The organism is Bradyrhizobium yuanmingense (assembly GCF_025200905.1).
Lineage (GTDB): Bacteria > Pseudomonadota > Alphaproteobacteria > Rhizobiales > Xanthobacteraceae > Bradyrhizobium > Bradyrhizobium yuanmingense.
Genome location: NZ_CP104173.1, coordinates 6,532,329 through 6,556,973 on the forward strand (window position 1 = coordinate 6,532,329; position 24,645 = coordinate 6,556,973).

17 protein-coding genes and 1 tRNA gene are annotated in these 24,645 nt (G+C 65.5%); 10 read left to right on the plus strand and 8 right to left on the minus strand.

The window, feature by feature from the left end; genetic code table 11:
* Positions 1–47 precede the first annotated feature (47 nt).
* Positions 48–122 (minus strand) — tRNA-Val (locus tag N2605_RS30270).
* Between the two features lie 74 nt (positions 123–196).
* The gene (gene cpdR, locus N2605_RS30275; RefSeq protein ID WP_007597092.1) at positions 197–556 is read right to left on the minus strand and encodes a cell cycle two-component system response regulator CpdR; all 360 of its coding nucleotides are present in this window, start codon (positions 554–556) and stop codon (positions 197–199) included.
* A 333-nt stretch (positions 557–889) separates the two neighbouring features.
* On the opposite strand from cpdR, the gene N2605_RS30280 reads away from it, so the two are divergent.
* Complete coding sequence (locus N2605_RS30280) at positions 890–1,780, plus strand: N-formylglutamate amidohydrolase (protein WP_035997849.1); 891 nt, start codon at positions 890–892, stop codon at positions 1,778–1,780.
* A 522-nt stretch (positions 1,781–2,302) separates the two neighbouring features.
* Positions 2,303–3,085: a histidinol-phosphatase gene (hisN, locus tag N2605_RS30285; RefSeq protein ID WP_036021430.1), complete on the plus strand. Its 783-nt coding sequence runs from the start codon at positions 2,303–2,305 to the stop codon at positions 3,083–3,085.
* Between the two features lie 253 nt (positions 3,086–3,338).
* Here hisN and N2605_RS30290 read toward each other — a convergent pair whose 3' ends face one another.
* Positions 3,339–4,229: a LysR substrate-binding domain-containing protein gene (locus tag N2605_RS30290; RefSeq protein WP_260344497.1), complete on the minus strand. Its 891-nt coding sequence runs from the start codon at positions 4,227–4,229 to the stop codon at positions 3,339–3,341.
* A gap of 99 nt (positions 4,230–4,328) precedes the next feature.
* Here N2605_RS30290 and N2605_RS30295 point away from each other — a divergent pair, with 99 nt between their 5' ends.
* Positions 4,329–5,081, plus strand: a complete 753-nt coding sequence (locus N2605_RS30295; RefSeq protein WP_225134581.1) for a sulfite exporter TauE/SafE family protein — start codon at positions 4,329–4,331, stop codon at positions 5,079–5,081.
* Between the two features lie 5 nt (positions 5,082–5,086).
* Here the strand turns inward: N2605_RS30295 and N2605_RS30300 are convergent, their stop codons facing one another.
* A complete protein-coding gene (locus N2605_RS30300) occupies positions 5,087–5,497 on the minus strand; it encodes a GFA family protein (RefSeq protein ID WP_036021404.1) in 411 nt (136 codons plus the stop codon).
* A 54-nt stretch (positions 5,498–5,551) separates the two neighbouring features.
* On the minus strand, positions 5,552–6,184 hold the full coding sequence (locus tag N2605_RS30305; RefSeq protein ID WP_225140993.1) for a LysE family translocator: 633 nt from the start codon (positions 6,182–6,184) through the stop codon (positions 5,552–5,554).
* Positions 6,185–6,405: 221 nt separating this feature from the next.
* Between N2605_RS30305 and N2605_RS30310 the strand changes: the two genes are divergently transcribed.
* Both N2605_RS30310 and N2605_RS30315 read left to right on the plus strand, forming a co-directional pair.
* Entirely contained in the window at positions 6,406–8,202 is a 1,797-nt protein-coding gene (locus N2605_RS30310; protein ID WP_225111637.1) for an adenylate/guanylate cyclase domain-containing protein, read from the plus strand.
* A 185-nt stretch (positions 8,203–8,387) separates the two neighbouring features.
* Positions 8,388–11,153, plus strand: a complete 2,766-nt coding sequence (locus N2605_RS30315; protein WP_260344501.1) for a di-heme-cytochrome C peroxidase — start codon at positions 8,388–8,390, stop codon at positions 11,151–11,153.
* 161 nt (positions 11,154–11,314) lie between these two features.
* Here the strand turns inward: N2605_RS30315 and N2605_RS30320 are convergent, their stop codons facing one another.
* On the minus strand, positions 11,315–12,262 hold the full coding sequence (locus tag N2605_RS30320) for an alpha/beta fold hydrolase (protein WP_057028207.1): 948 nt from the start codon (positions 12,260–12,262) through the stop codon (positions 11,315–11,317).
* Positions 12,263–12,478: 216 nt separating this feature from the next.
* Between N2605_RS30320 and N2605_RS30325 the strand changes: the two genes are divergently transcribed.
* The gene (locus N2605_RS30325) at positions 12,479–12,943 is read left to right on the plus strand and encodes an Hsp20 family protein (protein ID WP_035997846.1); all 465 of its coding nucleotides are present in this window, start codon (positions 12,479–12,481) and stop codon (positions 12,941–12,943) included.
* 157 nt (positions 12,944–13,100) lie between these two features.
* Positions 13,101–13,871, plus strand: a complete 771-nt coding sequence (locus tag N2605_RS30330) for an alpha/beta fold hydrolase (RefSeq protein WP_036036655.1) — start codon at positions 13,101–13,103, stop codon at positions 13,869–13,871.
* 62 nt (positions 13,872–13,933) lie between these two features.
* Here the strand turns inward: N2605_RS30330 and N2605_RS30335 are convergent, their stop codons facing one another.
* A complete protein-coding gene (locus tag N2605_RS30335; protein ID WP_260344504.1) occupies positions 13,934–14,683 on the minus strand; it encodes a hypothetical protein in 750 nt (249 codons plus the stop codon).
* Positions 14,684–15,174: 491 nt separating this feature from the next.
* Here N2605_RS30335 and gltB point away from each other — a divergent pair, with 491 nt between their 5' ends.
* Complete coding sequence (gltB, locus tag N2605_RS30340) at positions 15,175–19,920, plus strand: glutamate synthase large subunit (protein WP_225187875.1); 4,746 nt, start codon at positions 15,175–15,177, stop codon at positions 19,918–19,920.
* Positions 19,921–20,066: 146 nt separating this feature from the next.
* Positions 20,067–21,518: a glutamate synthase subunit beta gene (locus N2605_RS30345; protein WP_225139351.1), complete on the plus strand. Its 1,452-nt coding sequence runs from the start codon at positions 20,067–20,069 to the stop codon at positions 21,516–21,518.
* Positions 21,519–21,701: 183 nt separating this feature from the next.
* On the opposite strand, the gene N2605_RS30350 is transcribed toward N2605_RS30345, so the two are convergent.
* Positions 21,702–23,444: an outer membrane beta-barrel protein gene (locus tag N2605_RS30350; protein ID WP_036021389.1), complete on the minus strand. Its 1,743-nt coding sequence runs from the start codon at positions 23,442–23,444 to the stop codon at positions 21,702–21,704.
* A 191-nt stretch (positions 23,445–23,635) separates the two neighbouring features.
* On the opposite strand from N2605_RS30350, the gene N2605_RS30355 reads away from it, so the two are divergent.
* Positions 23,636–24,643, plus strand: coding sequence for a KpsF/GutQ family sugar-phosphate isomerase (locus N2605_RS30355; protein ID WP_036021423.1), 1,008 nt, complete (start codon positions 23,636–23,638; stop codon positions 24,641–24,643).
* The last annotated feature ends 2 nt before the right edge of the window (positions 24,644–24,645 follow it).

Genomic DNA, 24,645 nt, shown 5'->3' on the forward strand with positions numbered 1-24,645 from the left:
CACGCTTCGCCGCAATCTTCCAGGCTGTGCCACGCGAAGCCGAAGCGTGGTGGGCACGACAGGGATCGAACCTGTGACCCCTACCATGTCAAGGTAGTGCTCTCCCGCTGAGCTACGTGCCCTAAAGTCCACTTGTGTCGGGTGGGGTCCCTATAACGGCTCAGGGGAGCCGGCGCAAGGACGGAAGGGGGCCGATTCAGGCCGCCAGCATCTTGTTCACTTCGCTGACCAATTCGCGCAGATGCACCGGCTTGGACAGGACCTTGGCGTTCTTGGGGGCGTCCGAATCCGAGTTCAGGGCGACCGCGGCAAAGCCAGTGATGAACATGATCTTGATGTCGGGGTCGAGTTCCGAGGCTCGGCGGGCGAGCTCGATGCCGTCCATTTCCGGCATGACGATGTCGGTCAACAGCATCTCGAACGGCTCTTCCCGCAGCCGCTGATAGGCGGCCATGCCGTTGTCGTGGGACGAGACCTGAAAACCGGCGTTTTCCAGCGCCTTGACCAGGAAACGGCGCATGTCATTGTCGTCTTCGGCGAGCAGGATCTTTGGCATGGCAGGAAACGTCGAATCCCCAGAGGATATCAGCAGAGGTCACTAAGCCCGACAGAGGGTAAATTTGGGGTGAAAATCTTAACCCTGCGCCGGCCCCGCTGCCGGCTCTTTGTGGACCGAAACGAGGTCCAGATCAATCGAGCCGGACCGGCGCGTCCCCATCCCGAGGCCTGCACGGTTAAGACGTGTTCCAAGGGGCCATGACATCTTTTCGCTTGGCAGAATGGTTGCGATTCCGGACAATGACGACACATAAGAGCCGCGAGATCGGCCGAATCATTGGACCCGGAGCTTGTCCGGATCGTGCGGCACGAAGGGACGAAGCCTGAGAAGATGACCCGCTTTGACGGCGACATGTCGCCAGCCTTCGAGATCTTCGAGCCTGCCGAATGGCGCGCGCCCGTCATCTTCAACTCGCCGCATTCCGGCTCGACCTATCCTGAAGAATTCCTGGCGGCGTCGCGGATCGACCTGCCCACGCTGCGACGGTCGGAAGATTCGTTCATGGATGAGCTGATCGGCCATCTGAGCGCGCGCGGCTTTCCGACGGTGCGGGTCAACTTTCCCCGCTCCTATGTCGACGTCAACCGCGAGCCCTATGAGCTCGACCCGCGCATGTTCACTGGCCGGCTGCCGAGCTTCGCCAACACCCGCTCGATGCGGGTCGCCGGCGGCCTCGGCACCATTCCGCGCGTGGTGGGCGACGGCCAGGAGATCTATCGCGACCGCCTCCTGGTCGACGATGCGCTGGGGCGGATCGAGACGCTGTACAAGCCCTACCATCGCGCGCTGCGCCGGCTGATCAACAAGGTGCACCAGATGTTCGGCACGGTGGTGCTGGTCGACTGCCACTCGATGCCCTCGGTCGGCGTCAGCAGGGACGAGCCGCGCCGGCCCGACGTCGTAATCGGCGATCGCTACGGCACCAGCTGCACGCCCCTCTTGCCCGATCGCGTCGAGGAGACCATGAGCGGGCTCGGCTATTCGATCGGCCGCAACAAGCCCTATGCCGGCGGCTTCATCACCGAGCATTACGGCAATCCCGCGAGCGGCCTGCACGCCGTGCAGCTCGAGCTCAACCGCGCGATCTACATGGACGAGCGGCGGCGCGAGCGCGGCGCTCGCTTTGCGCAAGTGGCCTCCGACTTCGGCGTTCTCGCCGACGTGCTGGCGACCACGATTCCGTTCGCCGATCTCGGCCCGTTCCAAGCCGCGGCGGAATAGGACGCAGCTTCTCTCCGAAACGACGAGGCCTTGCGCGCGACTGCGTTTTCGCTTCGCAAGCTTGCGCGCCCCAAATGAAAACGGCGGGGCTCAGAAAAAAGGGCCGCTCGCGAATGACGCAAGCGGCCCAAGTCTAGGGAGGAAACGCCCAAGGAGGGCAGCGGTAACGCGAGGCGCTACCGCACCGCAACAATATGCGACCGCGCCGCACAAAGTGCAAGGGCTTTTGCGCGGTTTCCCATGCAAATCGCACATGGCTCAGTTGCTTCTATGGAAACCCAGATTCAGTTCCTTTGATAAGGGAATTCAATGGGTTGATAGTCATTTGCACACGAACAAGGCAAGGTCGGAACCAAGATTTCAACTCCATGATCGATATTTGGCCAGCAGATGACTGGAATGGGGCAGCCCGCCCCGGCATCCAAAATACCAGGGAGCAACATCAAGACAGCGCTGCACGCGGCAGTCGAATTGAGCTAGGCAGGAGGCAAGCTCTCCAACTTCGCTTCGAGGATTTCGCCTGTGACGGTGATCGACTTCTCCGCCTTCATCGGTCGGCTCGCCACCGCCTCCGGCGAAACCATCCTGCCGTTCTTCCGCACCTCGCTGTCGATCGACGACAAGAGCAAGACCAAGGATTTCGACCCGGTGACGGAGGCCGACCGCGCCGCGGAGGCGGTGATGCGGCGGCTGATCAAGGCCAACTTTCCCCAGCACGGCATCGTCGGCGAGGAATTCGGCAACGAGCGCGAGGACGCCGACTATGTCTGGGTGCTCGACCCCATCGACGGCACCAAATCCTTCATTGGCGGCTTTCCGATCTGGGGCACGCTGATCGCGCTGTTGCACAAGGGCACGCCGGTGTTCGGCATGATGCACCAGCCCTTCATCGGCGAGCGCTTTTCCGGCGACAACGGTTCGGCCAATTATAAAGGGCCGTCGGGCGAGCGCCGGCTCCAGGTCCGCCGCTGCGCCTCGCTGTCGGAGGCCACGACCTACACCACCAGCCCGCTGCTGATGAACGAGAGCGACCGCGCCATCTTCGGCCACATCGAGAAGAGCGCGCGGCTGTCGCGCTATGGCGGCGACTGCTACTCCTATTGCATGCTTGCCGCGGGCCACGTCGACCTCGTGGTCGAGACCGAGCTGAAGCCCTATGACATCGCGGCACTGATCCCGATCGTGACCGGCGCCGGCGGCGTCGTCACCACCTGGGAAGGCAAGCCGGCCCAGGGCGGCGGCCGCATCATCGCCGCCGGCGACGCACGGGTGCACGAGGCAGCGTTGAAGCTTTTGAACCAGTAGCGCGCGGGCGGAGGGCTTGCATCACCGACGCGGGAGCGGAGATGGCGAAGTAGGTGTCTTACCCTCCCCTGGAGGGCAGGGCTATCGCATATGAGATGTCGCTATGGCAGCGTCATGGCCGGGCTTGTCCCGGCCATCCACGCCTTTCCACGCGGCACAAGGAACGTGGATGCCCGGGACAAGCCCGGGCATGACGACCTCTGCAAAATTCAATTGCGATTGCCCTGACCCTCCAGGGGAGGGTAACAGCTCCTCACACCGCCTCTGCTCGCAAATGCTCCACCAGCAGCTTGGCCGGCTTCGGCAGCGCCTTGAAGCTGCGCGCGCAGATCACGAGGCGGCGGTTGGCGAAGGCATCGCGCAGGCGGACCATGGCGAGCGGCATGGTCTTGGCACAGCGGCGGGCAGCGGCTTCGGGCACCAGCGCCACGCCGACATCGGCCGCGACCATCTGGCAGATCGCGTCGAAGTCGCGCAGGCGCGCGCGGAAATGCGGCCGCATGCCGAGCCGCGCGGCGTGCTTCGCGATGTGCATCTGAAGCGCGGTGGCGCTGGTGAGGCCGACGAAGTCGCAAGCCTCCGCCTCCTGAAAGTCGATCTGGCGGCGGCCGGCGAACGGGCCGCGTTTCGACGTCACCAGCGTCAGGCGATCCTCGCTGAAGGGAAAGCGCTCGATATGCTCGGGCAGCGCGTGCTCGGCGGCGAAGCCGAGATCGGCGGCGCCTGCGGTGATCGCCGCCGCGATATCGGTGCTCTCGCGCTCCTCGATGTCGACGGCGACGTCGCGATGCTGGCGCAGGAAGCCGGCGAGCGCCTTCGGCAGATGCTCAGACAGGCCCGACGTGTTGGCGAGGAAATGCACGCTGGCGCGCACGCCGCTGGCAAAGCCGGCGAGATCGCCGCGCATGGCGTCGATCTGATGGATCACGAGCCTGGCATGATCGAGCAGGCTCTCGCCGGCCGCGGTCAACTCGACGCCGCGGCGCCCGCGCTTGAGCAGCGCGACGCCGAGCGCATCCTCGAGCCCCTTGATACGCGCGCTGGCCGAGGCGAGGGCGAGATGTGAGCGCTCCGCGCCGCGGGTGATGCTTCGCTGGTCGGCGACCGCGATGAAGAGCTGGAGATCGACCAGGTCGAAGCGCATGCGATGTCTCCGTGAGCTCCCTGAGCCTTCGTTGAGGCCGAAGGCTCTCTCCGTAACCTCCAGATTGTGCGCCGGCGCGGCTTCGGTCAATGTGCAGACATGATCGACCCGCTGCTCATCCTCATCGCCGCCGTGTTCCTCCTCGCCGGATTCGTCAAGGGCGTGGTCGGGCTCGGCCTGCCGACGGTGTCGATGGGCCTGCTCGCCGTGAGCATGGCGCCGAGCCGCGCCATCGCCATCGTCATCGTTCCCGCCATCGTCACCAACATCTGGCAGACCTTCGTCGGCCCGTATTTGCGCGACATCCTGCGGCGGCTGTGGCCGCTGATGATCGGCACCGTGGTCGGCTGCTGGCTCAACGCCGGCGCGCTGACCGGGCCGCATGCGCGCTACGGCACGATCGTGCTGGGCGCCCTGCTCGTCGTCTACGCTGTGATCGGCCTGAACAAGTTCGAGTTCCACGTCGCGCCGGAGAACGAGAAATGGGTCGGCGGCGTGGTCGGCGTCATCACCGGCGTGATCTCGGCCTCCACAGGCGTGCAGGTGATCCCGTCGATGCCGTTCATGCAGGCGATCGGCATGGAAAAGGACGAGCTGGTGCAGGCGCTCGGGGTGTTTTTCACCACCGCAACACTGGCGCTCGCCTTCAATTTGACTGCGGTCGGATTGCTCACGCCCGCCAATGTCGTGCCGGGCGCCTTGGGCCTCGCCATGGCCTTTGCCGGCATGTTCATCGGCCAATCGGTGCGGGCGCGGATGCCGGCGGAGGCGTTTCGCCGCTGGTTCCTGATCGCGATGATCCTGCTCGGCCTTTACCTCGCCGGCAGCGCGCTGGCGAAAGAATTCGCTTAAGCGCCTTACGATTTCGGCCCGTAGCCCGGCACCCATTTTTCGTGCTGGGGCAGGTCGTCCTGGATTGTCCACCACGACGCGCGCGACGAGGTGAAAACGTGGAGGCGAGGCCGGACTTCCGGGTCGTCATCGAGCAGGCCAGCGGGAATGCTGACGGTCGGGAGATAGCTCGCCTTGCCCGGCGTCGGGCAGCCGCAGGTCCTGCAACGATAGCGGATACTGCCCGGCGAGGATTCGTAAGATGCCGTCATGTCCTCGCCCGCCACGAAGCGAAACTTGTCGGCATCGACATGCGCGTAGGTGGCGAAGGCCGCGCCGCTCAGCTTGCGGCAATTGACGCAATGGCAGTGCGTCAGCGCGCGCACCTTCTCGATCTCGAACCGCACGGTGCCACACAGACAGCTTCCACGGATCATCGAAACCTCCCGAGCGCAGCCTCGATCGGACCGCTTCTCATTCACTAGAAGGAGCTACCGTGTCTCCAGCATGGCGACGCGGATGCCGAGATAGATGAAGAGGCCGCCGAGCGCGCGGTTGACCCAGGCGATCGCGCCCTCGGACTGCCGCAGCCGGTAGGCGGCTCTGGCGGCGAACGCCGCCAGCACCAGGCACCACAGCGTCCCCGTAAAGATGAAGATCAGGCCGAGCGTCAGGAAGGCGAGCGGCTTGTGCGGGGCATCGGCTGCGACGAATTGCGGCAGAAAGGCGAGGAAGAACAGCGCGACCTTGGGATTGAGCGCGTTGGTGAAGACACCCTGGAGGAAGACCCGCTGCAATGAGCTCCGCACCGGCTCGTCCAGGTCTGAAGCCAGCGTCGGGCGCGACCACAGCATCTGAAGACCGGTCACGACGAGATAGGCCGCGCCGACCAGCTTCAGGATCGAAAAGGCCGTGGACGAGGCCATCAGCAGAGCCGAAAGCCCGATCGCCGCGCCCGCGACATGGACGAAGCAGCCGCAACTGATGCCCAGGGCGGCAGCGGCGCCGCCCCGCCAGCCCATCTGCATGCTGCGGCCGATCACATAGACCGAATCCGGCCCCGGCGTGATGTTGAGCACCACGCCCGAGAGGATGAAAAGCCCGATCTCGTGAATGCCCAGCATGAAGGTCCTCCGCTGCCGTCCTGGCGGTCCTGGTTCCGCTTAGTCGGTTCGCCCGTTCCCGTCCACCGCCGGGATTGCGCAGGATTTACCTCGAATTTGCAATGCGGATCATGCTTCCGCTGCGGCGCATCTGCTCTATAAAGGCGGGGTTCTTGAAATGCGGGATTCGCGGCAACCGCCACGCTGTGGCCGGTCATCTGGTCCCTTGGAGCTTTGAGGATATGGAAAGACGTCTGGCCGCCATCGTCTGCGCCGATGTCGCCGGCTATTCGCGCATGATGGGCAGCGACGAGGCCGGCACCCATGCCGCCTTCAAGGCCCATCGCGCCGCGATCCATCCCATCATCCTCAATCACGGCGGCCGCGTCGTGAAGAACACCGGCGACGGCTTCCTGCTGGAATTCGCCTCGATCGTCGGCGCCGCCGAGGCGGCGATCGCGATGCAGACGCTGATGGCAGAACGCAACCGCCACCTGCCGGCCGACCGCGCCATGCAGTTCCGGCTCGGCATCCACATGGGCGACGTCATCGCCGACGAGGACGAAGTCTTCGGCGACGATGTCAACATCGCCGTCCGCCTGGAATCGGTGGCGAGCCCCGGCGGCTTCGCGATCTCGGCCAAGGCCTACCGGGAGGCGAGCAAGCATCTCACCGTGCCGCTGACCGATGCCGGCAACCATCGCTTCAAGAACATCAAGGATGCGATCGGGGTCTTTACCTGGACGCCCGAGGGCGCGCCGGCGCTTGCCCCCGAGCTCCGTGAGGCCTCGGCGCTGTCGCAGCAGTACCGCACGGCCATCGTCGGCGTGCTGCCCTTTGCCAATCTCAGCGACGCCCAGGACGAATATTTCTCCGACGGCCTCACCGAGGACCTGATCCACGCGCTGTCGCTGCAATCCTTCTATCGGGTGCTGAGCCGCAACTCGACCTTCGCCTTCAAGGGCAAGAACGTGGGCACCCGGCTGATCGCGCGCGAGATCGACGCCACCTATCTGATCCAGGGCTCGGTGCGGCGCGCCGGCGCCAAGATCCGCGTCACCGCCGAGCTGATCGCGCCGGAGACCGGCGAGCAGCTCTGGACCGGCCGCTACGACCGCGACATCGGCGATTTGTTCGCGATGCAGGACGAGATCACCACCAATTTGTCCGCCGCCATCGCCACAGAGATCGTCCGTGCCGAGGCCTCGGCGCCGGCGCGGCTCTCGACCGACGTCACCGCCTGGGACCGCTTCCTCAAGGGGCTGTCGCATTACTATCGGCAAACCAAGGAAGATCTGGCCGTCGCGGTCGACCTATTCCGCGAGGCCATCGGGCTCGATCCCAAGCTGTCGATCGCGCATGCCTATCTCGCCACGATCCAGATCCAGAGCATTCAGTTCGGCTGGGTCAAGGGCACGCGCGAGATGTGGGCCGAGGCGATGAGCCTCGCCGAAACCAGCGTCCGGCTCGATCCGCGCTCCTCCTTCGCGTTCTCGATCCTGACTTGGGCGCACGCGTTGGAGGGTCATCACGAGGCGGCAATGGACGCCGCCAAGCGCGCGGTCGCGCTCAACCCTTACGACAATGGCGCGCGCGGCGTGCTCGGCATCTGCCATTTCATGATCGGCGAGCACCGCCAGGCGATCGAGCTGTTCTCGATGGCGTCGCAGCGCGACAACAGCGACCCGCGCTATCAATGGGCGGCGCTGAACGCGTTCAGTCATTACCTTCTGCGCCAATATGACGCGACGCTGTCATGGGCGCGAGAGCAGCTCTACATCAACCCGAATCACATGCAGGCGCTGGCGATCCGCGCCGCGGCGTTGGCGCAGCTCGGGCGAAGCGACGAGGCCAGCGAAGCTGCCCGCGTGCTGATGGCAAATTATCCAACGCTGAATGTCGACAGGCACTTGCGCAACTTCCACTGGAAGCGGCCCGAGGACATCGCCCATTATCGCGAGGGGCTGCTGAAGGCCGGCGTGCCGCTCGGCAAGCTGACGCTGGTCCAGAGCGACGTCAAACGGGCCGCCGAATCCTGAACGAAGGGGGCCGCAGGCCCGACGTGGTTCCGGTGCGACCGCCTGCTCGTTGTTGACGCGACAGTGAAATGGGCCACACTCGTCACACGCTGAAGTAGTATATCGTGCTGTCGGTTTGTTAGGACTTTCCGCGCTCTAACAGCGCGCCTGCTTTTTCAAGATTCGCTGCTTTCAGGATTTGGGCCATGCATCACCCCGCTTCGAAGCCGCCCCTCGATCCCTCGATTCCAGTCTCGCCGAACAATCCCTGCCCGTTCCTGCGCGGCCTCGTCGGCGAAGGCTTCGTCGAGGGCGGCACCGTCCCGCTCAACACGCTGTCGCAGACCATCGCCAATGCGACCGGTGAGACGGGGCTGAAGAAGGTCTCGGCCCGCATCCAGGTCCGCGGCGTCGCGATGATCGCCAACGGCGTCAAGCACATTCTGAAGAGCATCTTTTCGGGCGCGCAGCTCGACGCGCTGCGCGGCGGCCCGCTGGACAAGCGCGGCGCCGGCTCGCGCATCCTCGGCGTCGACGGCAAGATCGACGAGGACGAGATCGCGCGGCTCGCGAGCTTCGGCCGGAACTACACCGACCCGAACACCGGCAGCAGCGAGCCCGGCCTCAACGCCGCGGAAATCAAGACCTTCATGCGTGACAACCTCGAGCGCGCCGGCAGCGCCGCTCGCTGGTACTACCCGCTGCTGATGAAGTTCGAATGGCCCATCCTTTTGAAGATCATCGGCAAGGGCAAGCAGGGCGAAGAGCGCTATCTCAGCGTGGCCGACGTGCGCACGCTGTTCGAACAGCGCCAATTCCCCGACCGCATCAATCAGCGGATCGTATCGCAGCCGCTGCTGTCGTCCTGCCAGCTCCGCTTTCGCTGGGCAGTCGCGCTCACGGCGTTCGTCATCGGCCTCGGCCTCGTCGCCCTGGTCGCGGTCGCCGAATTCCCCAACCAGGTTCGTGCCATGCTGCCGCAGAAGGGCGTGCTGGTGAATCTCCTGCCGCCGCCCCTGCCGGCGATGCCCGAAACCAAGGCTGCCTATTGGCTCGAGCAAAACTGGTCGCTCAAGGACCGACATTGGTTCCACCACGCCAGCCAGGGCACCGCGACGTTCCCGGTGCCCTATGAGTGGTTCGTGGCGCTGGAGCAGCCGCAGCTCCACCTGTTCTCCAAACCGGGCCTGATCAAGGACAGCGCCTATCTCGAACGCTTCGGCTTCATCCCGAGCCCGCAGACGATCCAGACCGACACGGCGACGCTGCGCCGCTTCGGCTACGCCAATGTCTACGAGACCACGCAAGCGTCGGACTGGTCGACGCGCTGGACGCCGGCGGAGAACGTTGACGGCCTGCCGGTCGGCTTCGCGCGCATGACCGGCGTGGTCGATCCCGCGACGAGCCGCCGCGAGGACGACATGATCGGACTGACCTGCGCCGCCTGTCATACCGGCCAGATCCATTACCAGGGCATCGACGTCCGCTTCGACGGCGGCCCGGCGATGACCGACCTGAAGAAGCTCGAGCTCGCGACCGGCCTGTCGATCGCCTATACGCTGTACGTCCCGTTCCGCTTCCAGCGTTTCGCCGATCGCGTGCTCGGCCCCGACGCCAGCAAGGCGGACCGCGCTGCGCTCAAGCAGAAGCTGAGCACGATCGGCAGCTTCCTGATCGACTGGGCCAAGACCTACGAGAAAACGATCGAAGGCAAGACGACCTGGGACGGCAAGCAGCAGCAGGACACCGAAGAAGGGTTCGGCCGGCTCGATGCCCTCAACCGCATCGGCAACCAGGTGTTTTCGCAGGACCTCGCAATGAGCGGGGTCAAGGGATTCGAGAAGAACCTGCACGCCCAGGACGCGCCGGTCAGCTATCCCGCGATCTGGACGGTGCCCTGGTTCAAGTTCGCCCAATACGACGCCTCGATCGAGCAGCCGCTGATCCGCAACGCCGGCGAAGCACTCGGCGTGACGGCGCTGCTCAATTTGTCCGATGCCTATCCGCAGGACAGGCTGTGGCGCTCCTCGGTGAACATCAGGACGCTCGGCTGGATCGAGGACATGCTGAGAGGCCCCGATCCATTCAAGGCGGCTGATGGTCCGAAGTTCGGCGGCCTGCTCGCACCGAAATGGCCCTCGCACATCCTCGGCGATGCCTGGAAGCTGAAGCCCGATCGGGTCGAACGCGGCCGCGCCATCTACGCGGAGATGTGCTCCGGATGCCATCTGCCTGACATCAACACCCCGGCCTTCTGGTCGTCGAAGCGCTGGGAGCCGAGCGGCGACAGCAAGGTGCTGAATGCGGTGACGATCCCGCTCGACGAGATCAAGACCGATCCCGAGCAGTCCCTCGTTCTCAGCAAGCGGACCGTCGACGTGCCCGGCTTTCTGAAAATCAACACGGCTGACCTGCAGACGTGGTGGCAGTGCGAGATCCCGACCGCGAGCAAATCGCCCAACGAGATGGTCTATGCACTCGGGCTCATGACGGTGGTCGATCTCGTCGCCCGCAAATGGATGGACGACGAGAAGATCCCGGAGGCCGAACGGGCGCAAATGTGGAATATGGCGCGCAAGAACTGTCTCAATCCGGCGCCTGACCCGCGCTATCGCGCCCGGCCCTTGAACGGCATCTGGGCCACTGCGCCTTACCTGCACAACGGCTCGGTGCCTTCGCTGTACTGGTTGCTGAAGCCGCAGAACGAGCGTCCGCAAAAATTCTGCATGGGCCGCCGCGACTACGACCCCGACAGCGTCGGTTTCGCAGTCACCGCCAACGAGCGCTGCAAGACCGGTGAAACGGAGTTCTCCGCGACCGGCTCCGACGGCAAGCCGATCCAGGGCAACAGCGTGCTCGGCCATTCCTTCGAGCGCAAGGACGGTGAGTCGAAGCGCCCCGGCGTCATCGGCCGCATGTTCAAGGACGACGCCGAGCGCTACGACCTGATCGAGTATCTGAAGACGCTGTAAAGAATCTTGCTTCGTCATTGCGAGCGCAGCGAAGCAATCCAGGCTGTCGCCGCGGAGATAGCCTGGATTGCTTCGTCGCAAGAGCTCCTCGCAATGACGGAGAATGAGGACGCTCCTCGACTCCGATTCTCACCGTAATCGTGGAGGCTCCCGATCTCTTCTCACTTGAACAGCGGCGTGCCAGGCACGAAGGCGTCGAAGGCGGCCCAGAACTGGGTGCGGTAGCGGTCCTGCTCCTGGAGGATCTCGTGCTTGGCACCGGCGATCACGAGATGGGAGCCGGCGCGCAAATGATAGGCGAATTCCTCGATCGCCGCGGTCGAGACCACGGTATCGTTGGAGGCCGCCAGCATCAGGATCGGCTGGCGGATCTGGGAGGGGTAGTTCACGCGCTTGAAGGTGTGCATCGCGCGGAAGGCGGTATCGGCCCAGGCGACCGTCGGCGAGGCTAGGCCAAGCGTCGGGTCTTCCTCCAGGATCGCGGCGTTGCGCGCATAGCGGACGGGATCGCTGGTCAAGGGATTGTTGATGAAGGGTTCGAGCCCGGTGAGGCGGTCGCTGCCGCCGGGGACGTAGCGGCCGCCCTGCCCGAGCAGGCGCATCGTCTTGAGCAGCGCACGCACGGGGAGCGAGGTGGTGCGCCCGGGCAGGTCGATCATCGGCGCAGACAGCACCATGCGGTCGAACCAGCGCTTGCCGGCATGCGCCACCCGCAGCAGCACCGTGCCGCCCATGGAATGGGCGAGCGCGAAGAAGGGTGGCGGGCAATCCGGCAGCACCACCTGCTGCACGAAGGTCTCGACGTCGATCTCGAAATCGGCGAAGTCGCGCACATAGCCCTTGCGCGGATCGCGCAGGCGGCGCGACGAATGGCCCTGCCCGCGCCAGTCGATCATCGCCACCGCAAAGCCGCGGTCGCGCAGATCGCGCACGGTCTCGAAATATTTCTCGATCTGCTCGCTGCGCCCGGTGAAGACGCAGACCGTACCCTTGCGGTTCGCCGGCGGCGCCCAGCGCGCAAAGCGCAGCTCGACGCCATCAGGGGTCTTGATGGTGCCGCTGACGACGTTTTCGGGGACCGGATTGGCGGGAATCGAGACCAGCGTCATTGGGCGTGCTTGGGCGGGAAGTGCTGCAAATCAAGGGGCCAAAGCGCCGAAAAGGCGCCTGTCCCGCCCTCTTGAACGCCGTCTCGTTCCACCCATATCACCTTCGTGCAGGCCGCTACCAGTGTTTCGGAACCGGAACATCAGGCTGCACACAGACTAAAGCCCGGCCCGATTGGCGGGCGGGTTACCAACAGTCGCTCAATGGAGGACTTGACCATGCGTAGCTACGATCTCACTCCGTTCTATCGTTCCACCGTCGGCTTCGACCGTCTCTTCAACCTGCTCGACCAGGCCAGCTCGGACGGCAGCCCCGGTTATCCCCCCTACAACATCGAGCGCACCGGCGAGAATGCCTACCGCATCACCGTTGCGGTTTCGGGCTTTGCCAAGGATGAGCTCTCCATCGTCGCGAAGGAAAACACGCTGACGATCAAGGGCGAGAAGGTCGCGAACGAGAACTCGAAATCCGAAGTGCTCTACCGCGGCATCGCCGCGCGTGCCTTCGAGCGCGCCTTCCAGCTTGCCGACTTCGTGCAGGTGAAGGACGCCTCGCTCGAGAACGGGCTGCTTCATGTCGACCTCGTCCGCGAGATTCCCGAGGCCAAGAAGCCGCGCCAGATCGCGATCAACGCCGGCGCCAAGGCGCAGGTGATCGAGAACTCCGCCGCGCAGGCCGCCTGAGCCAGGCGACCAAACCCAGCGACTTCCAGGTTGCGAAAAACGCCCCGGTGCCCCGGGGCGTTTTTTTCGTTGCAATGCATCACAGAGCAGTGATGGCGTAACACCGTCGCCTCGCTCTCCGTCCTTTGGGCATCGAACCAAAAACACGGAGAAGACCATGTCACTCTGGCGCAGCCTTTTCGTCGCCGCGAGCCTTTTGGCCGCTCCCCTCAACCTCGCTCATGCCCAGACACCGCAGACGGTCAAGGCGAAGAACGTCGTGCTGGTGCACGGCGCCTGGGCCGACGGCTCGAGCTGGTCGGAGGTGATCCCGATCCTGCAGGCTGCAGGCCTGCATGTGACCGCCGTGCAGAATCCGCTGTCCTCGCTCAGCGACTCCGTCGAGGCGACCAAGCGGGCGCTGGCCGAGCAGGACGGGCCGACGGTGCTGGTCGCGCATTCCTGGGGCGGCACCGTGATCAGCCAGGTCGGCACCGACCCGAAGGTCACCGGCCTCGTCTACGTCGCCGCACGCGCGCCCGATGCGAACGAGGATTTCGTGGCGCTGTCGAAGCAGTTTCCGGCCGGGCCGGCGCGCGCCGGCATCGTCGAGCGCGACGGCTACACCAAGCTCTCGGAAGAGGCCTTCCTGAAGTACTTCGCCAACGGCGTGAAGCCGGAGCAGGCCAAGGAGCTCTACGCCGTGCAATGGCCGACGGCGGCCTCGATCTTCGCCGGCCGCACCACGGAGGCGGCCTGGCGCTCCAAGCCGAGCTGGTACGCGGTGTCGAAGAACGACTACACCATCAACCCCGATTTCGAGCGCTTCCTCGCCAAGCGCATGAACGCCACCACGATCGAGCTCGATGCCGGCCACCTCTCGCTGGTGTCGCATCCAAAGGAGGTGGCGAATCTGATCCTGGATGCGGCGGGCTATCCGCGGAGCTGAGGCGCAGTCAGTTCACGCAAAAGCGCCCGAGAGATTCTCGGGCGCTTTCCGTTTGCTGAGGCCTAATCCAGCCCCAGTGCGGCTGGCATCTCCTGCGTCGGCAGGATGGTCGGGGCCGGCCTGACCTGACCGACGGTCGGCGCGGTTGCTTGCGGAGCGGCTTCGGTCGGCTTGGCTTGCACCACGGCGGCTTGCTGCGCGGGTTGGGCCTGCGCTGCCTGCGCCGCCGGCTCGGCTGGCTTGGCAACGACGACCGGCGGCTCGGCGCGCCGCGGGGCGGCCTTCGGCAGCGGCACGGCGCGGCTTGCCACATGCGGGATCGACGCCGGCGGGCGCGGCGGGCCGCCGCGGACCACGGTCGGCGGCAGTGCGGTTTGCGGCCCGTAGGGCGCGACCGCGCGCTCGTCATAGGCGGGCGCCATGCCATAGGCGTCAGGGGCGGGCATGAAGCGGATGATCCGCCCGTCGCGGGCGTCGATCACCAGCCGGCCATCGTCGCCGTTTCTGTCGATCACCGCGATGGTGTAGACGCTGCCGCGCAGGCGCGGAATGCCGAGGGGCGAGAAGCCGTTCTCGCGCAGCACGGCGTAAACCTCGGTCGGCGGCAACAGGGCCAGCGCCGGGCCGCGCTCCTCGTAGCCATAACCGTAGCGCGGCGGCGGGGCGGCTTCCGGCGGCGCATAGGGCCCGTCGAAATCCGAGACCGCGATGACGGCCCCTCTGGCGATACCGCTCGCGGGAACCTGGGCCTGCCCCGCACTGGCACCCAGCGCCAGCACGGCGGCGGCCACACATCCTGTGAAAAACTTCATGATCCAGACGCTCCTGTCAGGCCCTCCGGTGGCCGCCCTCTTTCGCTTCTCGCGGCGTGGCGCGCCTTCCGAAGGGTTGATCCGAAGCTTCATTTGGGATTTCGGCGCCGCCGGGGCCGGATCAGGGCGTGTTTGCCTCAAAACCGGGGCTACGCAACTTTTGGAAAGCGATCGATTGACTTCTGCGGAATCGGGACTTCCGCGCGCTTGTGTGCTAGACAAAAATTTGGCAAGGTGATGGTTAGGACAGGAAGACTGTCTCAATTTTGCCTGCGGTTCCGGCATAGGGATTGCAGCGAGAACTGGTGCTCTCGAGCGCCGGCAAGGTACCAGGCAAAGCCGTTCTCGGGGACGAAGAACGCCTAGGCCTGAATTTAAGAAAATGCGGCTCGCAGAGGACGAGCGGTGGCCCAGGAGCGGGTGCCGCGGGACGCCCAAGGTGCGCCGAAGATGGCGGTGAGGCAGCTTGCCGCATGGAGAGGACAGGAACAATGAACGGGTCGCAATTCGAGCGCGCAAACATCGTGGCAGAAGAGCTGTCGGCGACGGTCGCCTCGAAAACGACCGATCCGATCACCTCACCGATTCAAGAGCACAATTCGCGCCCCAAAGCCGAAGGCCTGTACGATCCGAGCCTGGAGAAGGACTCTTGCGGCGTCGGCTTCATCGCCAACATCAAGGGCAAGAAGTCGCACGAGATCGTCTCGGACGCGCTGAGCATCCTCTGCAACCTCGAGCATCGCGGCGCCGTCGGCGCCGACCCGCGCGCGGGTGACGGCGCCGGCATTCTGGTGCAGATCCCGCACGCCTTCTTCAGCCGTAAGGCCTCCGAACTCGGCTTCAAGTTGCCGGCGCCCGGCGAATACGCCATCGGCGCGTTGTTCATGCCGCGCGACACCGCCTGGCGCAACGTGATCAAGAGCATCGTCGCCGACCAGATCAAGGAAGAGGGTCTGACCTTGCTCGGCTGGCGCGACGTGCCGACCGACAATTCCTCGCTGGGCGTCACCGTGAAGCCGACCGAGCCCGCCTGCATGCAGGTGTTCATCGGCCGCAACGGCACCGCCAAGACCGAGGACGAGTTCGAGCGCCGGCTCTACATCCTGCGCAAGTCGATCTCGCAGGCGATCTACCAGCGCCGCGACCGCGGCCTTGCCGGCTATTACCCGTGCTCGATGTCCTGCCGCACCGTGATCTACAAGGGCATGTTCCTCGCCGACCAGCTCGGCAAGTACTATCCCGATCTGCACGAGGCTGACTTCGAGAGCGCGCTGGCGCTCGTGCATCAGCGCTTCTCGACCAACACCTTCCCGGCCTGGTCGCTGGCGCATCCCTACCGCATGATCGCGCATAACGGCGAGATCAACACGCTGCGCGGCAACGTCAACTGGATGGCGGCACGCCAGGCCTCGGTCAGCTCCGAGCTCTACGGCAAGGACATCAACCGGCTCTGGCCGATCTCCTATGAGGGACAGTCGGACACCGCCTGCTTCGACAACGCGCTCGAATTCCTGGTGCAGGGCGGCTACTCGCTGCCGCACGCCGTGATGATGATGATTCCGGAGGCGTGGGCCGGCAATCCCTTGATGGATGAGAAGCGCCGCGCCTTCTACGAATATCATGCCGCGCTGATGGAGCCGTGGGACGGCCCGGCCGCGATCGCCTTCACCGACGGCCGCCAGATCGGCGCCACGCTCGACCGCAACGGCCTCCGGCCCGCCCGCTATCTCGTCACCAAGGACGATCGCATCGTCATGGCGTCCGAGATGGGCGTGCTGACGATCCCAGAGGACCAGATCATCACCAAGTGGCGGCTGCAGCCGGGCAAGATGCTGCTGGTCGACCTCGAGCAAGGCCGCCTAATCCCGGACGACGAGATCAAGGCTTCGCTCGCCGCCAGCCATCCCTACAAGGAGTGGCTGGAGCGGACCCAGATCGTGCTGGAAGACCTGCCGAAGGTGCCGACCACGGGCGTGCGCTCAAACCTGTCGCTGCTCGACCGCCAGCAGGCGTTCGGCTACAGCCAGGAAGACATCACCCTTCTGATGACGCCGATGGCGGCCACGGGCGAAGAAGCCGCGGGCTCGATGGGCAACGACACGCCGATTTCGGCGCTGTCGGACAAGGCCAAGCCGCTGTTCACCTACTTCAAGCAGAACTTCGCGCAGGTCACCAACCCGCCGATCGACCCGATCCGCGAAGAGCTGGTGATGAGCCTCGTCTCGATCATCGGGCCGCGGCCGAACCTGTTCGACCTGCAGGGCATGGCCACGACCAAGCGCCTCGAAGTGCGCCAGCCGATCCTGACCGACGCGGACCTGGAAAAGATCCGCTCGATCTCGGAGGTGGCGGAGTCGCACTTCAAGTCGCGCACGCTGGACACCACCTTCCACGCCGGCCTCGGCGCGGCGGGCATGGACCAGGTGCTCGACGAGCTCTGCGCGCGCGCCGAAAGCGCGGTGCGCGAGGGCGTCAACATCATCATCCTGTCCGACCGCATGGTCGGCACCGACCGCGTGCCGATCCCATCGCTGCTGGCCTGCGCCGCCGTGCATCATCACCTGATCCGCACCGGCCTGCGCACCTCGGTCGGCCTCGTCGTCGAATCCGGCGAGCCGCGCGAAGTGCATCACTTCGCCTGCCTTGCCGGCTACGGCGCCGAAGCGATCAATCCGTACCTCGCGTTCGAGACCATCACCGCGATGAAGGACCGCCTGCCCGGCTCGCTCGACGACTATGAGATCGTCAAGCGCTACATCAAGTCGATCGGCAAGGGCCTGCTCAAGGTGATGTCCAAGATGGGCATCTCGACCTATCAGTCCTATTGCGGCGCGCAGATCTTCGACGCGGTCGGCCTCAAGGCCGACTTCGTCGCCAAGTTCTTCGCCGGCACGCACACCCGCGTCGAGGGCGTCGGCCTTGGCGAGATCGCCGAGGAAGCCGTGCGCCGTCATGCCGACGCGTTCGGCGAGGCGCAGGTCTACAAGACCGCGCTCGATGTCGGCGGCGAATATGCCTATCGCAGCCGCGGCGAGGACCATGCCTGGACCGCGGAGTCGGTGTCGCTGCTGCAGCACGCCGCGCGCGGCAATTCGCAGGAGCGCTACCGCGCCTTCGCCAAGATCCTGAACGAGCAGTCGGAGCGCCTGTTGACGCTGCGCGGCCTGTTCCGGATCAAGAACGCGGAGGAAGAAAAGCGCAAGCCGATCCCGCTCGACCAGGTCGAGCCGGCCAAGGAGATCGTCAAGCGTTTCGCCACCGGTGCGATGAGCTTCGGCTCGATCTCGCGCGAGGCGCACACCACGCTCGCGATCGCCATGAACCGGATCGGCGGCAAGTCGAACACCGGCGAAGGCGGCGAGGAAGCCGACCGCTTCAAGCCGATGCCGAACGGCGATTCCATGCGTTCGGCGATCAAGCAGGTCGCCTCGGGCCGCTTCGGCGTCACGACGGAGTATCTCGTCAACTCCGACATGATGCAGATCAAGATGGCGCAGGGTGCCAAGCCCGGCGAAGGTGGCCAGCTGCCCGGCCACAAGGTCGACGCGACCATCGCAAGAGTCCGGCACTCGACGCCGGGCGTCGGCCTGATCTCGCCGCCGCCGCACCACGACATCTACTCGATCGAGGACCTGGCGCAGCTCATCTACGACCTCAAGAACGTCAACCCGACCGGCGACGTCTCGGTCAAGCTCGTCTCGGAGATCGGCGTCGGCACTGTGGCCGCGGGCGTTGCCAAGGCGCGCGCCGACCATGTCACCATCGCGGGCTTCGAGGGCGGCACGGGTGCTTCGCCGCTGACCTCGATCAAGCATGCGGGATCGCCGTGGGAAATCGGGCTCGCCGAAACCCACCAGACCCTGGTGCGCGAGCGGCTGCGCAGCCGCATCGTGGTCCAGGTCGACGGCGGCTTCCGCACCGGCCGTGACGTCGTGATCGGCGCGCTGCTGGGCGCCGACGAGTTCGGCTTCGCCACCGCGCCGCTGATTGCGGCCGGCTGCATCATGATGCGCAAGTGCCATCTCAACACCTGCCCGGTCGGCGTCGCGACCCAGGACCCTGTCCTGCGCAAGCGCTTCACCGGCCAGCCCGAGCACGTGATCAACTACTTCTTCTTCGTCGCCGAGGAAGTCCGCGAGATCATGGCTTCGCTCGGCTTCCGCACCTTCAACGAGATGGTCGGCCAGGTGCAGCTGCTCGACCAGACCAAGCTGGTCGCGCATTGGAAGGCCAAGGGGCTCGACTTCTCCAAGCTCTTCGTCAAGCAGAAGGAAGAGAAGGGCCAGAAGATCTATCACTCCGAGCGCCAGAACCATCATCTGGAGGCGGTGCTCGACCGCACGCTGATCGAGAAGGCGCAGGCAGCGCTCGATCGCGGCGCGCCGGTGAAGATCGAGGCCGCCATCAACAGCACCAACCGCTCCGCAGGCGCGATGCTGTCCGGCGCGGTGGCCAAGATCTACGGCCATGCCGGCCTGCCGCACGACACCATCCATGTCAGCCTCAAGGGCACCGCGGGCCAGGCCTTCGGCGCCTGGCTCGCCCACGGCGTCACCTTCGAGCTCGAAGGTGAGGGTAACGACTATGTCGGCAAGGGCCTCTCGGGCGGCAAGATCATCGTCAAGCCGCCGAGGAACTCGGCCATCGTGCCGGAAGAGAGCATCATCGTCGGCAACACCGTGATGTACGGCGCGATCGAGGGCGAGTGCTACTTCCGTGGCATCGCCGGCGAGCGTTTTGCCGTGCGTAACTCGGGCGCGGTCGCCGTGGTCGAGGGCGCGGGCGATCATTGCTGCGAATACATGACCGGCGGCATCGTGGTCGTGCTCGGCAAGACCGGGCGCAACTTCGCGGCCGGCATGTCCGGCGGTATCGCCTACGTGCTCGACGAGGCCGGCGACTTCGACAAGCTGTGCAACCTCAGCATGGTCGAGCTCGAGCCGGTGCTGTCGGAGGAGCTGATCAACGCCGGCACCTATCACCATGCCGGCGACCTCGAGGCGCATGGCCGGGTCGACGTGTTCAGGAACCTGCTCGCCTCCGACGTCGAGCGGCTGCACGTCCTGATCTCGCGCCACGCCAAAGCCACCGGCTCCAAGCGCGCCGCCGACATCCTTGCCAATTGGAAGGACTGGCTGCCCAAATTCCGCAAGGTGATGCCGGTCGAGTACCGGCGCGCGCTGCGCGAGATGGCGGCCAACGCGGACGCCGAGCCGAAAATCGCGATCGGGGCGTAAGGCATTACACCTCGTCATTGCGAGCGAAGCGGAGCAATCCAGAATCTCTCCGCGGAAAAAAGACTGGATTGCTTCGTCGCTTCGCTCCTCGCAATGACGGTGAGGAAACAACAAGACGAATTTAAGCGGCAGGGACTTCGGGTTTAATGGGCAAGATCACGGGTTTTCTGGAAATCGAACGGCACGACCGCAAGTACACCCCGGTCGCCGAGCGCGTGAAGCATTACAAGGAATTCGTCGTTCCGCTCTCCGAGAAGGAGGTGCGCGACCAGGCCGCGCGCTGCATGAATTGCGGCATTCCCTATTGCCACGGCACCGGCTCGGTCGCGCCGGGCACGCCGGGCTGTCCGGTCAACAACCAGATTCCCGACTGGAACGACCTCGTCTACCAGGGCAATTGGGAAGAAGCCTCGCGCAACCTGCATTCGACCAACAATTTCCCGGAGTTCACGGGGCGCATTTGCCCGGCGCCGTGCGAGGCGTCCTGCACGCTCAACATCGACGACAACCCCGTCACCATCAAGACCATCGAATGCGCGATCGTCGATCGCGCCTGGGACAATGGCTGGCTCCAGCCGGAAGTCGCGACTGTGAAGACCGGCAAGAAAGTCGCGGTGATCGGCTCGGGTCCGGCCGGCATGGCCTGTGCGCAGCAGCTGGCGCGCGCCGGCCACGACGTCCACCTCTACGAGAAGTACGCCAAGGCCGGCGGCCTGCTGCGCTACGGCATCCCCGACTTCAAGATGGAGAAGGGCGTCATTGACCGCCGCGTGGCGCAGATGGAAGCTGAAGGCGTCACCTTCCACTACAACAGCCATGTCGGCGCTGAGGGCAACGTCGATCCGCGCGAGATGCTCAACGAGTACGACGCCGTGGCGCTGACCGGCGGTGCGGAAGCCCCGCGCGACCTGCCGATCCCCGGCCGCGAGCTCGCCGGCATCCACTACGCCATGGACTTCCTCCCGCAGCAGAACCGCCGCGTCTCCGAGGAGCCGCTCGGCGGCGTCCAGGAGATCCTGGCCGGCGGCAAGCATGTCGTCGTCATCGGCGGCGGCGACACCGGAAGCGACTGCATCGGCACCTCGCTGCGCCAGGGCGCGCTCTCGGTGACGCAGCTCGAGATCATGCCCGCTCCCCCTGAGCGCGAGAACAAGGGCCTGACCTGGCCGAACTGGCCGCTGAAGATGCGGACCTCCTCGAGCCAGGCCGAAGGCGCGGTGCGCGAATACGCCGTGCTGACCCAGAAGTTCTCGGGCGAGAACGGCCAGGTCAAGAAGCTGCACTGCGTCCGCGTCGACGACAAGTTCAAGCCGATTGCCGGCACCGAGTTCGAGCTCGATGCCGAGCTGGTCCTGCTCGCGATGGGCTTCGTCCATCCCGTGCACGAGGGCCTGCTCAAGCTGCTCGCGGTCGAGCTCGACCCGCGCGGCAACGTCAAGGCCAACACGCTGGACTACCAGACCTCGCGCCCCAACGTGTTCACCGCCGGCGACATGCGGCGTGGGCAATCGCTCGTCGTGTGGGCGATCCGCGAGGGCCGGCTGTGCGCGCGGTCGATCGATACGTTCCTTATGGGGAAGACGGATTTGCCGCGCTGAGATGTCATTCCGGGGCGCGCGAAGCGCGAGCTATGGTGCGCAATTGCGCACCTGAGAATCCATTCATCACCAACCCAGACGCCCGATGGATTCCGGGCTCGCGCCAAGTGGCGCGCCCCGGAATGACAATTGGAGAGAGCCGCGCCTTTCGGCTTCGTCTCGTGCGACGCGCTAACAAGCGCCTCAATTCTGCAGCCTCACCCCGAGCAGCACCACCGTGCCCTGCGAGCTCGAGCCCGGCTGGCTCGAATTCAGGATGTCGTGGCGCAGCGTGCCCTTGACCCAGATGTTGCGGTTGAGCTTGTAGATCAAATTGCTTTCGAACGAGTAGGTCTTGTCGTTGCGGTTCTGGCCCTGGTAGTCGAGCGTGCCGTAGGTGAACTTGCCGACCGCGGTGAGCCAGCGGCGGAAGTCGTGGTCGACTTGGGCGGAGTAAGTGCGCACCAGGACGCCGGATGAGCCGGGGACCGTGGTCTCCGATATCTGCGTGTCGGTGAAGAACTTCACCGTGGTGAGGCCGCTGGCGCTCCAGATCAGCGAGCCCGTGGTCAGAAACCCTGCGAGCTGGCTGAGGCGCGGATCGGTGTAGCTGCGCGCGGAATAGCCGACCGAGATCTCGCCGGTGAGGATGCGCGAGAACTCGAAGGACGAGCCGACCTTGGCATAGCCGCCGTTGGAATCGCGGAAATAGCCGTTGCGGTCGGAAGCCTGGTCGTGGACGCGGGTATCGCCCTGGATCTCGACGAAGGGTTTTAGGCCGGGCTTGAGGTCGTAGGAGAAGCGGCCGACGCCGCCATATTGGTTGAAGTTGCGGTCGTCGTTGCTGAAGGTCGAGCCGTCGGTGAGCTTGGAATCGGTGTAGGCGGTGCGATCGATGGTGGCGCCGGCCGCGACCTGGAAGCGGTTGAAGGTCTGGTCGAAGCCGAGCGTCGTGCCATAGGCGGCGTAGACCGGATATCTCTGCAGGCCGGCCTGCACGTTGGGGCTGCCAGGATTGTCGGTGGCGAGCCGCAGGCGCAGCTGCGAGGTCAGCTTGAAATCGCGGGTGACGTCGAGGCGGCCATCGACATGGCCGTTGAAATCGGGACGATTGGCCTCGACCGGCGACGGCGAGGCCAAGCCGTTGATCGTCGCCGGCATGTCCTTGGTGTAGCCCGAGAACGAGCCACGCAGATCGGCGACCAGCGCGTGGCGCTCCCAATCCGACACCACGAGCAGATCGGGCGCGATGACATAGGCCGGCGAGCCGACGGGCCTGTTGAGGCGCGTCGGATTGCTGTCGTAGCCGGCGGAGAGTTCGAGCCCGCCCTTGATCAGGAAGCTGCCGGCGTAATCGCCGACCGCGCCGAACGGATCGTCATCGGCCCTGAGGCGGCGGCGCAGCGGCTGGCCGGGCACGTTGCCCGCCATCGCCGCCGGCACCGGGACCTTGTGCGCGGTCTCGGAGGGCGGTGGCGCGATGCGCGGCGGGCCCAGCGTCGTGGCCGGCGTTGCGGGCGGCGGCGGTGAGCCGGGACCGGCGGCGCGCTTCGGCTTCGGCTGGCCCGGATAGAGCTTGGGCTGCTGGCGCTTGCGGTTGAGCGAGTCGTAGCCGGAGCCGCTCGCGCCGGTGGCGGCCGGCAGGCCGTAGGTCGGGACCTGACCGACACGCGAGCTCGCCGGCGCCTGCTGGCGCTGGCGCGGGTCGGCGTTGGGATCAGGCAGTTTCGGCAAGGCATCGGAGGGCGCCTGGGGTACGCCGGCGGTGCGGCGGGTCGGCAGCGTCTCAGGCGAGGCGAAGGCGCCGCGGTTGGGATTGAACAGGTCGGGCGTGAGCCCCTGGGCCGCCGCCGGGCCGCTTGCGAGGGTGGTCAGCGCGAGGCACGGCAAAGAGGCGCGCAGGAAATGCGCGACCTTGCTCCGGCCCCTGCCTGGAGACGACCCCACGATGGAATTACCCCAACGAAATCAAACACTTTCTCGATCATCCCCGCCGACTGGCGAGAACCATCGTTAATGGAGTTAAAACAATTATGGTTAATGACCGGTTGAGGGCATCCGGCCGCGCGTCGCCTCGCTGATCGGGGCGTGCTAAGCAGGCGCCAATGGGCGAACGCCCCTCCTCCCTGGACCCGACCATGCCGAGCTCGAAACCGCTGATGACCCAATCATCCGGCTCCATTCCCGATAGCGTCGAATCCGCGCTCCGCACGCTGGAGACGGAGAGCGGCGGCATCAATGCGCTCGCTAGCGCGCTGCGCGGCCCGCTGGGCGAGCCGTTCGCCAAGGCGGTCGAGCTGATCCGCAATGCCAAGGGCCGCGTCATCGTCACCGGGCTCGGCAAGTCAGGCCATATGGGCCGCAAGATCGCCGCGACGCTGGCCTCGACCGGCACGCCTTCCTTCTTCGTGCACGCCGCCGAAGCCGGTCATGGCGACCTCGGCATGATCACGCCCGACGACGTCATCCTGGCGCTGTCCTGGTCCGGCGAGCAGCCGGAGATGAAGAACCTCGTGAACTATTCGGCGCGCTTTGCGATCCCCATGATCGCGGTGACCTCGAGCGCGTCGTCCTCGCTCGGCCAGGCCGCCGACCTCGTGATCGAGCTGCCCAAGGCGCGCGAGGCCTGCCCGCACAATCTGGCGCCGACCACCTCGACGCTGATGCAGGCCGCGATCGGCGACGCGCTCGCGATCGCGCTGCTGGAGGGACGCGGCTTCACCGCGCTGGAGTTCGCGCATTTCCACCCCGGCGGCAAGCTGGGCGCGATGCTGAAATTCGTCCGCGACTACATGCGCACGGGCGCTGAGATTCCGCTCAAGCCGCTCGGCACCGAGATGTCGGAAGCCGTGGTCGAGATGTCGGCGAAGGGGCTCGGCTGCGTCTGCATCGTTAACGATGCGGGCGAGGCCGTCGGCATCATCACCGACGGCGATCTGCGCCGCCACATGCGGCCCGATCTGCTGACGGTGACCGTCGACGAGATCATGACGAAGCAGCCCAAGACCGTGCCGCCTTCGATGCTCGCGACCGAGATGATCGAGGTGCTGAACACCCGCAAGATCACCTCGCTGCTGGTGACGGAAGCTGGCAAGGTGGTGGGGATCGTGCATCTGCACGATCTGCTGCGCGCGGGCGTGGCGTAGGG

Excerpts from the sequence above, each read along its gene's own strand:
- cpdR (WP_007597092.1), bottom strand. The coding sequence starts at position 556 with ATGCCAAAGATCCTGCTCGCCGAAGACGACAATGACATGCGCCGTTTC.
- N2605_RS30280 (WP_035997849.1), top strand. The coding sequence starts at position 890 with ATGACCCGCTTTGACGGCGACATGTCGCCAGCCTTCGAGATCTTCGAG.
- N2605_RS30290 (WP_260344497.1), bottom strand. The coding sequence starts at position 4,229 with ATGCGCTTCGACCTGGTCGATCTCCAGCTCTTCATCGCGGTCGCCGAC.
- N2605_RS30295 (WP_225134581.1), top strand. The coding sequence starts at position 4,329 with ATGATCGACCCGCTGCTCATCCTCATCGCCGCCGTGTTCCTCCTCGCC.
- N2605_RS30300 (WP_036021404.1), bottom strand. The coding sequence starts at position 5,497 with ATGATCCGTGGAAGCTGTCTGTGTGGCACCGTGCGGTTCGAGATCGAG.
- N2605_RS30305 (WP_225140993.1), bottom strand. The coding sequence starts at position 6,184 with ATGCTGGGCATTCACGAGATCGGGCTTTTCATCCTCTCGGGCGTGGTG.
- N2605_RS30310 (WP_225111637.1), top strand. The coding sequence starts at position 6,406 with ATGGAAAGACGTCTGGCCGCCATCGTCTGCGCCGATGTCGCCGGCTAT.
- N2605_RS30315 (WP_260344501.1), top strand. The coding sequence starts at position 8,388 with ATGCATCACCCCGCTTCGAAGCCGCCCCTCGATCCCTCGATTCCAGTC.
- N2605_RS30320 (WP_057028207.1), bottom strand. The coding sequence starts at position 12,262 with ATGACGCTGGTCTCGATTCCCGCCAATCCGGTCCCCGAAAACGTCGTC.
- N2605_RS30325 (WP_035997846.1), top strand. The coding sequence starts at position 12,479 with ATGCGTAGCTACGATCTCACTCCGTTCTATCGTTCCACCGTCGGCTTC.
- N2605_RS30330 (WP_036036655.1), top strand. The coding sequence starts at position 13,101 with ATGTCACTCTGGCGCAGCCTTTTCGTCGCCGCGAGCCTTTTGGCCGCT.
- N2605_RS30335 (WP_260344504.1), bottom strand. The coding sequence starts at position 14,683 with ATGAAGTTTTTCACAGGATGTGTGGCCGCCGCCGTGCTGGCGCTGGGT.
- gltB (WP_225187875.1), top strand. The coding sequence starts at position 15,175 with ATGAACGGGTCGCAATTCGAGCGCGCAAACATCGTGGCAGAAGAGCTG.
- N2605_RS30345 (WP_225139351.1), top strand. The coding sequence starts at position 20,067 with ATGGGCAAGATCACGGGTTTTCTGGAAATCGAACGGCACGACCGCAAG.
- N2605_RS30355 (WP_036021423.1), top strand. The coding sequence starts at position 23,636 with ATGCCGAGCTCGAAACCGCTGATGACCCAATCATCCGGCTCCATTCCC.